Source organism: Pseudoalteromonas sp. Ps84H-4 (assembly GCF_024124645.1).
In the GTDB taxonomy this organism is placed as follows: domain Bacteria; phylum Pseudomonadota; class Gammaproteobacteria; order Enterobacterales; family Alteromonadaceae; genus Pseudoalteromonas; species Pseudoalteromonas lipolytica_C.
Map to the genome: position 1 here is coordinate 191,642 of NZ_JAMXSK010000002.1, position 13,717 is coordinate 205,358.

Consider the following 13,717-nt stretch of genomic DNA (forward strand, 5'->3'; position numbering starts at 1 on the left):
TTAATTTTACTAAGTATACGTTAATACCTTGGTTCTGCCCGAAAGTGAAGTGTTTTAATGCAAATTGCTGAATTTATGTGCATATAGAGAGCTCGGCGCTAGCATTTAATGACAGATGCCATTATCATTGCCGGGTTGTCATGCTGATATCGCGAGTCAGTACTGGCGACGACAAATGTGCTCTCGTGGTGAAATGGATATCACGTGGCCCTCCGGAGGCTAAGTTGCAGGTTCGATCCCTGCCGAGAGCGCCATTTGCTCTTCACTTTAATATCTTCTAAGCTCGATTTACTCTTTAATAAGACTCAAAAGTAAAATGACCTATCAACCCATAGACTGTGGCGACTACGATAAGTACGAATTATGGTGCATGCATAAATCATTATTGAGTATTACCTTAGTATCTGGTGAACAGGTAGAGGGAAGGGCTGAGACACTCAAAATATTTAACTCCGATGGCGAGCACCTGATTTTGGCGACAAAAAAAGGCGAACATGCCGTCCGCCTTGATTTAATTAAAAAGGTTATCGCGTTATAGCCACTTCTTATTTTTAAAGTAAATGCCAATTCCAACGGTTAGCACCAGCAAGAAAATAATAAACAAGCTAAATGCATAAGGGCTTTCAGTCCCCGGAATTCCACCCACGTTTACACCGAGTAAGCCTGTTAAGAAGCCAAGTGGTAAAAACAGTGCAGCAACCACCGACATCACATACATGCGTTGGTTTAGTTGCTCCGACACTTGGCTGGTAATCGCTTGTTGAATAATTTGCGCACGTTCAATCGAGCTGTCTAGCTCCTCTAAATAACGGATCAACATATTGGTTGTTTCGTTTAAGCGTGCTTTATCGTCTTCATCTAGCCACTTATATTTGTTGTTTAACAAAGTAATAAGTGCTTCTTTTTGTGGTCTTAAATAACGTTTTAACGCGATTGTCTGACGACGAATTTGCGCTAGCGATTGATGATCAAAGCCTTTGTTTGGTTCATCAATTTCATCTTCAAAGCCATCGAGTGTGTCATCAAGGCTATCGATCACCGCTTGCATACGAGACGTTAGGTTTTGCGCTAATTGACACACTAATTCAGAGATTGAGCAAGGGCCATTACTACCATCGAACGATTCAACAACGTCTTGCACCGATAATAAACGGCGTTTACGCGTTGTAACAATAACATTCTCGTTGATGAATAAACGTAACGACACCATATCTTCTGGACTTTGCGCGGGGTTTAAATTTACACCACGTAAAAACAGCATGTTACCGTTGGTAACTTTAGTTAGGCGAGGGCGTGTTTCATCAGCAATAAGGGACTCAAGTTCGTAATCTGTTAATAAGTTACTTTGTTCAAGCCACTGCACTGCATCGGCCTGACTGTAGTCCATGTGAACCCAAAGTTTTCCGTGTGCAGGTTGCCAATTTTGCAGCTCGGTACTATTGTCAATAGCACGTGCGCCGCCTTGTTCGTCTAAGATTAAGACATGAAGTAACCCATTGATCATATTGAGCTCTCATTTTACAAATAGTGCGATATAGTTGAGTATATACATAAGTATAGTCAAGACTATATTAATGAAATCGATTTATCGAGGGGATAAATATATTTCGTTGGAGTTTCTAGCGCTGTAGCGTATAAGACACTTTTTTAAAGAGGGCACATGAATGACCGCAAAAATGATAGTTGGCTGGCGTGAGTGGCTGAGCTTGCCAGAACTGGGCATTGAGAAGATCAAAGCGAAGGTGGATACAGGTGCGCGTACATCTTGTATTCATGCGTTTGATATTGAGGAATTTTCAGAAAATGGCGAAAACTGGGTGAAATTTAGTACCCATCCTCTGCAAGAAGATGTAGAAACAACAGTGTTGTGTCGTGCAAAAATCGTTGAGCGTAAGTACGTGACCAGTTCGAGTGGTCAGCGTGAACTTCGTTACTTTATTGAAACAAAACTCGTTGCAGGAGACCAAAGCTGGCCTGTAAGAGTAACCTTAAGTAACCGTGCAACGATGAAATTTAGAATGTTGCTAGGGCGCACAGCAATGGAAAATCGTATAGTCGTTGATCCGGCTTTATCACACTTATTATAAAAAGGACTTATGACACATTTTTAATGTGTATGAGTTAAACAGTTAAGGTTTTAACTATGAAACTTGGTATTTTATCTCGCAACCAAAATTTATATTCAACACGTCGCTTGATAGAGGCAGCAGAACAGCGTGGTCATGAAGTAAAAGTGATTGATGCACTACGTTGTTACATGAACATTAATTCAGAGCAACCAGAAATTCATTATCGTGGCGAAAATTTAAAAGATTTTGATGCTATCGTGCCACGTATTGGTTCATCAGTAACTTTCTATGGTTGTGCGGTATTACGTCAGTTTGAAATGATGGGCGTATTTCCTGTGAACGAGTCTGTTGCTATTACCCGTTCACGTGACAAATTACGTTCACTACAGCTACTCTCGCGAAAAGGTGTGGGTATGCCAGTAACAGGCTTTGCGAGCAAACCTGATGACGTAAAAGACTTATTAAGCATGGTAGGTGGCACACCTGTAGTAATTAAACTACTTGAAGGTACGCAAGGTATCGGTGTGGTATTAGCTGAAACACGCAAAGCAGCAGAAAGTGTAATTGAAGCATTCATGGGCTTGAAAGCCAATATCATGGTGCAAGAGTACATCAAAGAAGCTGGCGGTGCTGATATTCGCTGTTTCGTACTAGGTGATAAAGTTATTGCTGCTATGAAGCGTCAAGCTCAAGAAGGTGAGTTCCGTTCGAACTTACACCGTGGTGGTAGTGCGACACTTGTGCGTATTACGCCTGAAGAAAGAAGAACTGCGGTTGCAGCTGCTAAAGCGATGGGCTTGAACGTAGCAGGTGTCGATTTACTTCGTTCTGCACGTGGTCCATTAGTGATGGAAGTAAATTCATCACCAGGCCTTGAAGGCATTGAAGTAGCAACAGGCAAGGACATTGCTGGCATGATCATCAATTTTATTGAGAAAACAGCCGCTACAAAAAGAACTGCAACTCGTGGTAAAGGCTAAGAAAATAAGCGCTCTATTAAAAGGAACAGTGCGTGGCTAAGGTTAAGAAAAATACACCGTTTTCAATTTTAGGTGATACGGTGGGGGTTGGCGAACGTAAAACATTTTCTATTGAAGCTGCTAAGCTTTATACCCATTCGCCGTTAAATATTCCGATTGAAGTCGTCAATGGTGTGCAGCAAGGACCGGTATTAATGGTATGTGCGGCCATTCATGGTGACGAGCTCAATGGTGTTGAGGTTGTTAGGCAATTACTGGCTAAGATTGAGCCCTCGCAACTGCGAGGGACAATTATTGCAGTACCGATTGTGAATGTATTTGGATTCATTCACAAATCACGCTATTTACCTGATCGCCGAGATATGAACCGTAGCTTTCCGGGCTCAACCCGCGGTTCACTAGCTGGGCGCATGGCTAATGCATTTTTCTCGCAAGTAGCTATGCATTGCACGCATATTATTGACTTACATACGGGCGCGATACACCGGACAAACTTGCCGCAAATTCGTGCTAATTTAAGTGATCCTGCAACGGCAGCTATGGCGAAAGCCTTTGGTACTCCAGCGGTGATTGATGCATCACTTCGTAATGGCTCATTACGTAGTGAGGCGGCAAATTTAGGTATTCCAGTGATTACTTATGAAGCTGGTGAAGCGCTTCGCTTTGACCCAATTGCCATTGCAGCTGGTGTGCAAGGTGTTGATTATGTAATGCGCCATTTAAAAATGGTACGAGGTAAGCGAGCTAAGAAGCTACCAGAGCCGGTTATTGCAAGCTCAACAAGCTGGGTGCGCGCCGAAGTTGACGGTATTGTGCGTGCACAAGTATCACTTGGTGAGCGAGTAATGAAAGGGCAAGTGTTAGCTTATATCAGCAGCCCACTTGGTGATGCTGAGCTTGAGCTACTCGCTCCGCGCAGTGGTATTGTGATTGGTCAACAAACCATGCCGCTTGTGAACGAGGGGGATGCCGTATTCCATCTTGCTTACTTTGCTCATGCAAATAGTATTGTAGAGCAACAACTTGAAAACTTTATTGATGAAATAAGCGATATTGAAGACGAGTTGAAAACGGCAGATTTAAATAATTAGCCGTTAAAGTATTTTATAAAAAAAGCCGCAATTGCGGCTTTTATTTTTTTGGCCCTAAAATGCGCTTTATGGTTGGCGCTTTAGTCGCTGTTGGTGGGGTCTTTAACACCATCACAGGGCGGGTAACAAAGATGTTGTTTGGGTAAATGACTTTGTGGCCATCAACATGCTCAAGCACCACGTTCATTAACCCCATTTCGATAATACGCCCTTCTAAAAAGTTTGCACCGTCAATTACTCTCACCCAAAAACCAACACGGCAGTCGTTTTGAATAAACATCAGCAAGAAGGCTGTTAGGTTGCTTAGTAACGACCAAGCAGCAAAAAGGGCTACACCCAACATGGCAAAAATGGATGAGCCTAGTACTAACAAGCCGCGCAGCTCTATACCCCAAAAAACTAATACTAAGCATAGCATTACGATCGCCAAAATAATGTTAAGGAGTAGCTCTGCACGGTACTCTCGGTGCGGATCAGCTTTACCTTTAATGGCTTTTAAAAGCAGTTTTTTGGTGGTTTTACGTAGTAGCGGATAGAGCAAAACCGCGATGATTGTCACGATTAAATGATATTGCTCATTAAAAAATTCGACGAAGTCCAAAGGGGTCCCCAAGCTAATAATTTACGTCCGATTTTAGCGCGTTAGTTGCTGAATAACACTAGCTTAAAAGGTATTTTTAACAGTCACAAGCCATTGTACTGAATCTATCTCATCATCGTGATTATTTATCGGTGCGGCAACATCTAGATGGATTACTGTTCCTGCATTGGCACGACTAGGGGCTAAACGAAGACCCACACCGACATTTTGTAGTACATTGCCATTTTCACCATTGTTTTTGTCGTTATACCAAGCTCTGCCAATATCATAAAATGCCGCGCCACCGACTTTGAATAACTGCAATAAATCGTATTCCCAATAATAGCGTTTTTCTAAAGTCACTAAAAAGCTACGATCGCCTACTTGGTAATCGAGCGGGTAGCCTCTGAGGCCGTTTTCTCCACCTAGAGTAAGTTGTTTGTCGGCGGTCAGGTTTTTTGCGTACTGCAGGCGTGCTTTAGCATACCAGCTTTGCCTAAGAGTCGTATTAAGGTAATACTGAACTTGCGTGCTTGTAAAAAGATTTTCAACATCATCAAGGGCTTCGTTCCAATAGCCGTCTATGTCGGCTTTAAAGCGCCAAAGTTGATTATCTCCGCTGTAGTGTGCTTTTGATAATGATAGTGAGTAAATGGCACGACTTGAATCATCGCTAAAGTCTTTGCTTGAATAACCAAGAAGAGCTTGGATATTCCATCCAAGGTTGAGGTCTTCGGTACGATATATGCTGTCGAAGTTTCTTACTTTGATGTAATGATCTTCAAACCATTGCGCACTCACATAGGGGTAACTAAGGCTACGATCATCTGCAATAGGGTAGCGCGTTTGTGAAATGGCTTTAAAGGTCTCTTCGCGGTTTTCAATGCCGAGTTTTATGCGCTGGGTCCAATTATTGGCAAGTTGTGATGAGTGACCAAAGTAAGCGCGGCTTAATACAGTTTTTTGTTCAAACTCACTGACCACATCTCCCCGATAATAAAGTGATTCGCGGCGCTCATCAGAGTAGCTTGTTGCGCCATAACTATAAGGTGTATCGATAGAAAAAAACGGGTAACTTACATCGATGTAATGACGCTTACCATCGTCGTTATCGGAATATTCTAGCCGCCCACGATAGCGGCTTGAAAAGATATTAGGATCATCATAAACAAATAGGTAACCGGTGCGGTCAGCATCATGCGTACGCGAGAACGACACGCGTTTACCCCAACCTAAAAAGTTTGACTCGCGAAATCCAAGGCTTGACTCATTTTCTCCACCGCTGCGGCTGAAACTTATTTCTGGCAGTAAGGTCCATAAATCGCGGGTGACAACATTAACGTGTACATTTCCGTCACAGTCAAGTTTGGCGTTAATACGGGCGTCATACAAATAACCTTGTTTACGCAGCAGTCGCTCAGACTCTAGTAATTTACGTGGATTGTAAACATCGCCTTCTTTGAATAGTAAAACGCTATGTATTACATCCGGCTCAGTGGTCATGTGAGCACGATTAGCAAAGCGAAATAAAAAGTTATTTTCTTCTTCAAGCTCGGTATTAAATACATTGAGCTGCTCAAGTTTTATAGAAGTTATTTTGCTGCCTTCAGCAGCCTGCGGAAGTGGGTTATCGGTATCAAGTTGGCGGCGCAAATTGTTATCTTGGGATTTTAGTGTGCGCTGATTTTGACAATAGTTGCTATCGTCTATGTCTTGCTGTTCTGCATACACGTTCGTTACCAAGCTCACTGGCAACAAAATTAGTAGAGCAACGAAGTGCGACTGCTTAAAACCCATTTACACCCTTAGTTGATTGTTTCCTATACAGTCACTACATACTAAGCGTGGAAAAAAGTCTAGCTTATTATTGTAACTGTGTGACTAAATACTGATAAAGCTCGCCTAATATCTCTGTAGCTTCTACGCCCTCAGCATTTATCCAAATACTTTCACTGTAATGTTCAAAGTTTAGATTAAAACTATGATCTGTAAAGTGAAATCTTAACTGATGTCGATCGGCTCCAGCATCAAAGTCGGCAATTTTTATTGCGGGTGTATGTAAAAACAAGGTAGCCCATAATTCAAAATCTTCGTCATGAGGAGGCTCGCTTGCTTGCACAATGATGACTGCATGTTCTGCATCAAAAGTAAGTTCAGTCATGGTAGTCCTAGTTTGCGGCTAAGTAGTCGCGGATAGTATTTAAAAATGGTGCGCCGTATTTATTTAGTTTAGTAAAACCAACACCCGACACTTTTAAGAACTCGCTATCATTAGTTGGCATAAGTTGCGCCATCTCAGCAAGCGTTTTATCGTTGAATACTACATAAGGTGGCACATCATCCGCATCAGCCAGTTCTTTACGTAAGGCACGTAATTTAGCAAACAGTTTTTTGTCGTAATTAAACTGGGCGAGTTTATCTTGGTATACGTGCTTGGCTTGTAAGCGAGGCTCGGCAAGTTGTAATGCATATTCACTTTTAAGCACTGCACGGGCGGCTTCGGTTAAACGTAACGATGAGCCTTGCGTGATGTCTTGGCTTAATAACCCTTGGTGAATAAGTTGTCTTAAAATACTTAGCCAAAATTCCACGCTGTGATCTTTACCAATACCATAAGTACTTAGCTGGTGGTGATTATTATCACGAATGCGGCTGGTATTTGCACCACGTAGTAGTTCAACAATATAGCCAATCCCAAATCGTTGCTCAGCACGGTACACACAAGATAGCGCTTGCTGCGCAACGAGTGTGCCATCAAAGCTGGTTGGTGGGTTTAAGCAAATATCACAGTTGCCACAGGTTTCGCGCTTATATTCACTAAAATAATTGAGTAAGATTTGTCTGCGGCAAGTTTGTGCTTCGGCAAAGCTGGCCATCGCATTAAAGCGCTGTTCTTCAACGCGGCGTCGTTGCTCGTCTTCAATATCTTCAAAAAAGCGCCGCACGCGGCCTATGTCAGCTGGATCAAAATACATAATCGCTTCTGCGGCAAGGCCATCACGACCAGCTCGGCCTGTTTCTTGGTAATAGGCCTCAATGCTTTTTGGAATATCGTAATGCACCACAAAGCGCACGTTTGGTTTGTTGATACCCATACCAAATGCAACCGTTGCAACCACAATTTGAATATCGTCTCGGGCAAAGCCTGATTGCACAAATTGGCGTTGCTCGTTACTCATGCCTGCATGATAGGCTGCGGCATTAAAACCTGCATCAGCAAGTTTTTCAGCAACATCGTCAACCCGTTTACGGCTGGTGCAGTAAATAATGCCGCTTTGATTCTGCTGCTCTTTTAAATAGCGAAGCAGTTGCACCATAGGTTTGAACTTTTCTTCAATGGTGTATCGAATATTAGGTCTATCAAAGCTGCCTGTGTGCACATACGGCTGGTTAAGCTGGAGCTGTTCGATTATATCGTAACGAGTTGCCTTATCTGCTGTCGCTGTAAGTGCCATCATAGGTACATGCATAAAGCGATGTTTTAACTCGTTGAGTCGACAATAATGTGGCCTAAAGTCATGGCCCCAATGAGACACACAGTGTGCTTCATCGATGGCAAAAAGTGCTAAATTCAGATGACTTAAACGTTCTAAAAATTCATGTTGCAACACTTTTTCTGGCGCCACATACAACAGCTTAATTTGCCCGTAGTGCAATTGCTGATACACCGCTTGCTGCTCTTCAAAGGGAAGGCTGTTATTAATGTATGCAGCCTGTACGCCAAGCGCTCTTAGTTGGGCAACTTGGTCTTGCATAAGAGAAATAAGCGGCGAGATGACCACAGTCACACCATCGAGGATTAATGCTGGGACTTGATAGCATAAGGATTTGCCTCCACCTGTTGGCAGAAGTACAAGCGAGTCTTGTCCGTCTAGCGCTGCGGCTATAATCGCTTCTTGGCCATCACGAAAATCCTTGTAACCAAACACTTGTTTGAGTACGGCGTGTGGTGATCGAACGGGTGTGTTGGACATTGCGGTATTGGTATTCATCGCCGAGCATTTTAGTGGTTTTTTAAGGCGATGTCTTTAGCAATATACCAAATGACCTCAAGATGCAGAATTAAGCGTTTCACAGGTGCTTAATATCAAGGCGTTACTTTTCAACAATGGCAGTCCCTTTTTAGAAGTAAATACATGGGTTTATTTAACGCGTTTTGGTTGCGTCACTGCTTAGTGGGCGTAAAATAATGTTTTTAACCTACAAAGCCAAGCTTATGCCTACCAATATTGAACAGCGAAAAGGGGTTATTTTCGCATGTTTAGCTTTTTTTATGTGGGGTCTTGCACCCATTTACTTTAAGTTTTTGCAGCAAATATCTGCATTTGAAATCTTGATGCACCGCGTTATTTGGTCGGTGTTATTTTTACTTCTTATTATCGCAGCTCGTCATCAATGGCAGCGTATTCGTATTGTGCTTGGGCAACCTAAATTACTACTGATGTTGGTGATAACAGCCAGTTTACTAGGCTTTAACTGGGGCTTATTTATTTGGGCTGTGAACAATAATCATATGCTTGATGCAAGTTTAGGATATTACATCAATCCATTGCTCAATGTGTTACTTGGTATGTTGTTTTTAGGTGAGCGACTGCGTAAATGGCAAGGCGTTGCGGTAGGTTTAGCACTTTGTGGTGTGTTACTTCAACTTGTGAGCTTTGGTTCATTCCCCGTGGTTGCTTTCTCACTAGCCGGTTCGTTTGCCATTTATGGATTATTACGCAAAAAGCTGCCAATTGAATCATTACCAGGGTTATTGCTAGAAGCGCTTATTTTATTGCCTGTGGCGCTTATTTACTGGTGGTTGATGGCGCCTTCAGCAAGCTCTGATTTAACAGCGAATGATTGGCATATTAACCTGTTACTCATCAGTGCCGGAGTGGTAACAACCTTGCCGCTGTTATGTTTTACAGGTGCCGCAAAGCGCCTGCAGTACAGCACGCTGGGCTTTTTCCAATACATAGGTCCAAGTTTAATGTTTATACTTGCAGTGGCTTTTTACGGTGAAGTATTTGATGCTGAGCGTGTAGTGACTTTTGCGTGCATTTGGAGTGCGCTGGCACTATTTAGTTGGGACTCGTATCGACAAAGCCGTAAACAACGAAAGGCGCAATTAGAAGCGGTGACAAAGCCTGTGTAGGCTTAGCTTACTAATTTGTTACGCCCAGTTTCTTTTGCTTGATAAAGCTTTAAATCGGCCTGTTTTATTAGTTCATCCAAACTATAAACAGGCCCATTATGAAAACCAATCGACAGTGTAAACTTGATATGGTCTTTGCTAAATTCAGAGCTGTGCTTTTCGACAAATAAGCGGAACTTCTCTAAGCGTTGCAACGATTCTTGTTTGTCTTGATCAGCAAAATAGACTGCAAACTCTTCACCACCAAAGCGGCCTACTAAGTTATCTTCAAAATACTTTGCCATACATTGCGATAACCCCTTAAGAACTTCATCGCCGGCATCATGACCGTAGTTATCGTTAATTGATTTAAAGTGGTCAATATCAATCATGGCTAAAGAGACTGAGGTATCTGACACTTTTTCAGCTTTTAGATGACTGTTTGCTTCACCAAAGAAATAGCGGCGATTAGGCAGCTTAGTGAGGTAATCAGTGTTTGCTTGTAAACGAATCGTTTTAATGTTTTCAAGCATGTCGACGTTCTGGCTGAGCCGACAATAAAACTCTTCATTGTTGAATGGCTTACGAAGGTAATCGTCTGCGCCTGATTTTAAAAAACGCGTTGATAGATGCAAAGTATCATAAGCAGAAATACCGATAATTGCTTTTTCATCGTTGGAGTATAAACGGCGTATTTCAACACAGAGCTCAGCACCGCTCATGTTCGGCATTTCGTTATCAGTTATTATCACTGAAATTGTTGGGTTTTCAGCTAATACTCTGAGAGCATCGACGCCATCAACGGCTTCAATTGTCTGGTATTTGTGGCGAGCTAATAAATGACAAATTAGCTGACGAGTTGCTTTTGAATCATCGACCACTAACACCAGTATTTGCTCATTGCGAGGTAAACGCGCCAGTTGTTTTTCTAGGTATTGATAGGCTTGTTTATTTTCTTTGGTAATGTAATCAATGATTGGGTGCTTTTCGACGATATTACGCGTGGTTTCGTCAAGGTTACCGGTCATAACAATAGTCGGTATATCGGCTGCGATGGTGCAGGGGACGGCTTCACCTAAAGGTGCGTCTGGGAGAATAAAATCAACCACAGCACAAAAATAATTGTGCTTACTTATAAGCTTTTTTGCTTCGGCTAGATTACCTGCAATGTCAGCTTCATAGCCAACTTTTTGCGCGATATGTTTTTGCACTCGCGCAATGGTTGGCGTATCTTCAACTATTAGTATTCTTCGAGTCACAGCTTGCCTTGTAATAACTTATTGGCGAAACAAAAGTTATTACAAGTTTTAACCCTAAAAGGGTAAAAAAGCAAATCGTTATAAGCTATCTGACTCAGAATAATACTCAACACTTTGCGGTGTAGGACTGGCAATACGTGAACGACCAAACAAAGTGTGAAACTTCGTTTTACAGGTTGTTTGTTTTAGGTATTTCATCCAAGCGCGTTCAACTGGGTTTGTTGCTTCAAGGTTACCGGTAACAACTTGCACAAATTGAGTTTGAAATTCATTTTGTGGTTCTAGGGTTTTGTTGTATAAACCCTTTAATACAACACCATGCTGTTCGAGAATGTCGGCTTCTAGCAAAGTGAAGTGACCACTACGACCAAAACCGCGTGGGAAGTTTTGATCATCATAAAATTGACGTTGGCTTGCAAATGCCTGACGAAGTGATGAAATGTCATTGCTCATGGCTTTATCCTCATGCCCTAATTTCTTGCAGGAGTATGGATCAAGTTGTCGATTTTATTAAACAAGTTATTTTTATCGTAAGGGTAAAAAATGGATATCGATTTATTGAAGACTTTTGTCGAAGTGGTTCGTACTCGCCATTTCGGCAAAGCAGCTGAAAATTTATATATTACGCAGTCTGCAGTGAGTTTTCGAATCAGGCAGTTAGAGCAAGGTTTAGGCGTTAACTTATTTATTCGTCAACGTAACAATATTCAGTTAACAGCACCGGGTGAGCGATTGCTGCCACATGCGCAAATGATCATTACCGGCATGCAACGTGCAAAAGTTGATGTGGCGCTTGCTGATAATATGCATAAGCAAATTAGTTTAGCAGGTACACCTAATATTTGGGATGCTTTTTTACAGTTTGGGATCACAAATATTGTTTCTGCCATGCCGGGTGTATCGTTAGTCGCTGAAGTAAAAGCACAACAAGAAAGCACTCGCTTACTATTAGAGCGTACATTAGATTTAGCGGTACTGTTTGATCCTCCTAAAGTGGATGAGCTAGTTGTTGAACGAATTTGTGAGCTGCCAATCATTCCTGTGAGTGCTTTTGAAACAGCTAACAGCGAAAACTTTTTCGACAATCAATATGTTTATGTTGATTGGGGTACTACCTTTTCTTTGTGGCATGCTCGTGAGTTTAACGGCCACGCGCCTCCTTACTTTAGAACCAGCACAGGGCGTATTGCTCTTGATTTAATTTTGAAGTGCGGTGGTAGTGCGTTTATACCTAAGTTATTAGTAGAAGAGCAGTTAAAAGCGGGTGATTTATACCATGTTGAAGATGTTGCTCATACCTCGCGAGATGTGTTTGTTGCTTATCACAGAGATAATGAACAAACACCTCTTTTAGAAAAGTTGGTAACCTTACTAACTGAGCTGCAAATAAAAACTTAAAATTTATTTAAATTAGCTTTTATGAAAACTTAACTGTGAAACAGTAAGTTACGTTTTTATTTCAGAAATAATTATATTTCGTGAAGCTAAATTGACGATTTTGTTTCAATTGTCATCTTTCTGTCATTTTTCGCTGTCACACTGCGCGCATTGAAACACAACATGTGTTTTTTGTTGCGATTATTGAGGAAACGACATGAAATTTGCAAAGTCTAGCTTATTCCTAGCTTTATTTGGTGGCTCATCTTTTTCTGCATTAGCTGATGTAGATGTATATGGTAAAGCAAACGTGACTGTTCAATCATCAGATGATGGCGAAGGGTCTTTCACAGAAATTAAAAGCAATAACTCACGTTTTGGCTTAAAAGGCTCAGAGAAAATCTCTGAAGGCTTAGAAGCGGTTTATAAATTTGAGTTTGGTGTTGACGTATCTGACGCTGATTCAAAAGGCGACAATGATGACAACATCACTGCACGTAACCAATATGTAGGTCTTAAAGGCAGCTTTGGTCAGGTTGTTATCGGTCGTAACGATACAGCTATGAAGCAATCTCAAGGTAAAATTGATTTATTCAATGACCTTGAAGCAGATATCAAAAATGGTTTCAAAGGCGAAAACCGTTTAGGTGACACAATTTCTTATGCTTCTAAAGATTTCAGTGGCTTCAAAGTATTAGCAACGTATGTGGCTGAAGATGATGTGGATGCTGATAACGGTTACTCAGTAGCGCTAACTTACGGCGATGCAAAACTTAAAGAAAGCAAACTTTATGCATCAATTGCAGCTGACAGCGAAGTAAAAGGTTACGACATTGTTCGTGCAACAGTGCAAGGTAAAGTTGGTGACTTCAAACTAGGTGCTATGTACCAAACACAAGAGAAAGTGGATGGTAGTGCAGAAGCTGATGGTTACTTAGTAAATGCTGCTTACCAAATGAATAGCAACACCTTCAAAGTACAATACCAAGTAATTGACTTTGATGAAGGCGATAAGAAAACAGCTATCTCTGCAGGTGTTGATCACAAGCTTAGCAAAAACACGAAAGTATTTGGTTTCTACTCAACGTTTGATACAGATAATCAAGTTGACCAAGATTACTTAGGTGTTGGTATTGAATACAAGTTCTAATCCAACCCTTGGATAACTCCCTAACTTGTCAGCCCAGCTTATTAGCTGGGCTTTTTTATTGTTTAGTAGGAAATTTATAAATCAGATTGCGC

14 protein-coding genes and 1 tRNA gene are annotated in these 13,717 nt (G+C 41.6%); 8 read left to right on the forward strand and 7 right to left on the reverse strand.

The features are described from left to right. The first annotated feature begins 179 nt into the window (after positions 1-179). Together NH454_RS03335 and NH454_RS03340 are read left to right on the forward strand one after the other, a co-directional pair. Positions 180-254: transfer RNA gene (locus NH454_RS03335), tRNA-Arg, on the forward strand. A 62-nt stretch (positions 255-316) separates the two neighbouring features. Beyond that, positions 317-538: a Rho-binding antiterminator gene (locus NH454_RS03340; RefSeq protein WP_138557041.1), complete on the forward strand. Its 222-nt coding sequence runs from the start codon at positions 317-319 to the stop codon at positions 536-538. On the opposite strand, the gene zntB is transcribed toward NH454_RS03340, so the two are convergent. Beyond that, positions 533-1,504, reverse strand: a complete 972-nt coding sequence (gene zntB / locus NH454_RS03345) for a zinc transporter ZntB (protein ID WP_135926175.1) — start codon at positions 1,502-1,504, stop codon at positions 533-535. The genes NH454_RS03340 and zntB overlap by 6 nt on opposite strands. A gap of 160 nt (positions 1,505-1,664) precedes the next feature. Here zntB and NH454_RS03350 point away from each other — a divergent pair, with 160 nt between their 5' ends. The 3 genes from NH454_RS03350 to NH454_RS03360 are packed head-to-tail and all read left to right on the forward strand — an operon-like array spanning position 1,665 to position 4,140. Then, on the forward strand, positions 1,665-2,087 hold the full coding sequence (locus tag NH454_RS03350; protein WP_135926174.1) for an ATP-dependent zinc protease: 423 nt from the start codon (positions 1,665-1,667) through the stop codon (positions 2,085-2,087). A gap of 56 nt (positions 2,088-2,143) precedes the next feature. Then, positions 2,144-3,049: a 30S ribosomal protein S6--L-glutamate ligase gene (gene rimK, locus NH454_RS03355; protein WP_135926173.1), complete on the forward strand. Its 906-nt coding sequence runs from the start codon at positions 2,144-2,146 to the stop codon at positions 3,047-3,049. Positions 3,050-3,081: 32 nt separating this feature from the next. Then, positions 3,082-4,140 carry a succinylglutamate desuccinylase/aspartoacylase family protein gene (locus NH454_RS03360; protein ID WP_253038214.1) on the forward strand — a complete coding sequence of 353 codons (1,059 nt, stop codon included), beginning with the start codon at positions 3,082-3,084 and terminating at the stop codon, positions 4,138-4,140. Between the two features lie 40 nt (positions 4,141-4,180). On the opposite strand, the gene NH454_RS03365 is transcribed toward NH454_RS03360, so the two are convergent. The 4 genes from NH454_RS03365 to recQ all read right to left on the reverse strand — a co-directional run bounded on the left by NH454_RS03365 (position 4,181) and on the right by recQ (position 8,712). Further along, entirely contained in the window at positions 4,181-4,741 is a 561-nt protein-coding gene (locus NH454_RS03365; protein ID WP_135926168.1) for a mechanosensitive ion channel domain-containing protein, read from the reverse strand. 63 nt (positions 4,742-4,804) lie between these two features. Further along, complete coding sequence (locus NH454_RS03370) at positions 4,805-6,517, reverse strand: POTRA domain-containing protein (RefSeq protein ID WP_199527344.1); 1,713 nt, start codon at positions 6,515-6,517, stop codon at positions 4,805-4,807. Positions 6,518-6,584: 67 nt separating this feature from the next. Next, entirely contained in the window at positions 6,585-6,881 is a 297-nt protein-coding gene (locus NH454_RS03375) for a DUF3630 family protein (RefSeq protein WP_253038215.1), read from the reverse strand. A 7-nt stretch (positions 6,882-6,888) separates the two neighbouring features. Then, positions 6,889-8,712, reverse strand: coding sequence for a DNA helicase RecQ (recQ, locus tag NH454_RS03380; RefSeq protein WP_138557039.1), 1,824 nt, complete (start codon positions 8,710-8,712; stop codon positions 6,889-6,891). A 224-nt stretch (positions 8,713-8,936) separates the two neighbouring features. Here recQ and rarD point away from each other — a divergent pair, with 224 nt between their 5' ends. Then, entirely contained in the window at positions 8,937-9,860 is a 924-nt protein-coding gene (gene rarD, locus NH454_RS03385) for an EamA family transporter RarD (RefSeq protein WP_135926164.1), read from the forward strand. 2 nt (positions 9,861-9,862) lie between these two features. Here rarD and NH454_RS03390 read toward each other — a convergent pair whose 3' ends face one another. Together NH454_RS03390 and NH454_RS03395 are read right to left on the reverse strand one after the other, a co-directional pair. Then, positions 9,863-11,098: a diguanylate cyclase gene (locus NH454_RS03390; RefSeq protein WP_253038216.1), complete on the reverse strand. Its 1,236-nt coding sequence runs from the start codon at positions 11,096-11,098 to the stop codon at positions 9,863-9,865. A 78-nt stretch (positions 11,099-11,176) separates the two neighbouring features. Further along, entirely contained in the window at positions 11,177-11,551 is a 375-nt protein-coding gene (locus NH454_RS03395) for a DUF413 domain-containing protein (protein ID WP_135926162.1), read from the reverse strand. 90 nt (positions 11,552-11,641) lie between these two features. Between NH454_RS03395 and NH454_RS03400 the strand changes: the two genes are divergently transcribed. Both NH454_RS03400 and NH454_RS03405 read left to right on the forward strand, forming a co-directional pair. Beyond that, complete coding sequence (locus tag NH454_RS03400) at positions 11,642-12,496, forward strand: LysR family transcriptional regulator (RefSeq protein ID WP_135926161.1); 855 nt, start codon at positions 11,642-11,644, stop codon at positions 12,494-12,496. Positions 12,497-12,692: 196 nt separating this feature from the next. Continuing rightward, entirely contained in the window at positions 12,693-13,625 is a 933-nt protein-coding gene (locus NH454_RS03405) for a porin (protein WP_253038217.1), read from the forward strand. Positions 13,626-13,717: the final 92 nt, after the last annotated feature.

Coding starts and splice junctions, on each gene's coding strand:
- NH454_RS03395 (WP_135926162.1), bottom strand. CDS start 11,551: ATGAGCAATGACATTTCATCACTTCGTCAGGCATTTGCAAGCCAACGT.
- rimK (WP_135926173.1), top strand. CDS start 2,144: ATGAAACTTGGTATTTTATCTCGCAACCAAAATTTATATTCAACACGT.
- rarD (WP_135926164.1), top strand. CDS start 8,937: ATGCCTACCAATATTGAACAGCGAAAAGGGGTTATTTTCGCATGTTTA.
- NH454_RS03340 (WP_138557041.1), top strand. CDS start 317: ATGACCTATCAACCCATAGACTGTGGCGACTACGATAAGTACGAATTA.
- recQ (WP_138557039.1), bottom strand. CDS start 8,712: ATGAATACCAATACCGCAATGTCCAACACACCCGTTCGATCACCACAC.
- NH454_RS03405 (WP_253038217.1), top strand. CDS start 12,693: ATGAAATTTGCAAAGTCTAGCTTATTCCTAGCTTTATTTGGTGGCTCA.
- zntB (WP_135926175.1), bottom strand. CDS start 1,504: ATGATCAATGGGTTACTTCATGTCTTAATCTTAGACGAACAAGGCGGC.
- NH454_RS03350 (WP_135926174.1), top strand. CDS start 1,665: ATGACCGCAAAAATGATAGTTGGCTGGCGTGAGTGGCTGAGCTTGCCA.
- NH454_RS03375 (WP_253038215.1), bottom strand. CDS start 6,881: ATGACTGAACTTACTTTTGATGCAGAACATGCAGTCATCATTGTGCAA.
- NH454_RS03400 (WP_135926161.1), top strand. CDS start 11,642: ATGGATATCGATTTATTGAAGACTTTTGTCGAAGTGGTTCGTACTCGC.
- NH454_RS03370 (WP_199527344.1), bottom strand. CDS start 6,517: ATGGGTTTTAAGCAGTCGCACTTCGTTGCTCTACTAATTTTGTTGCCA.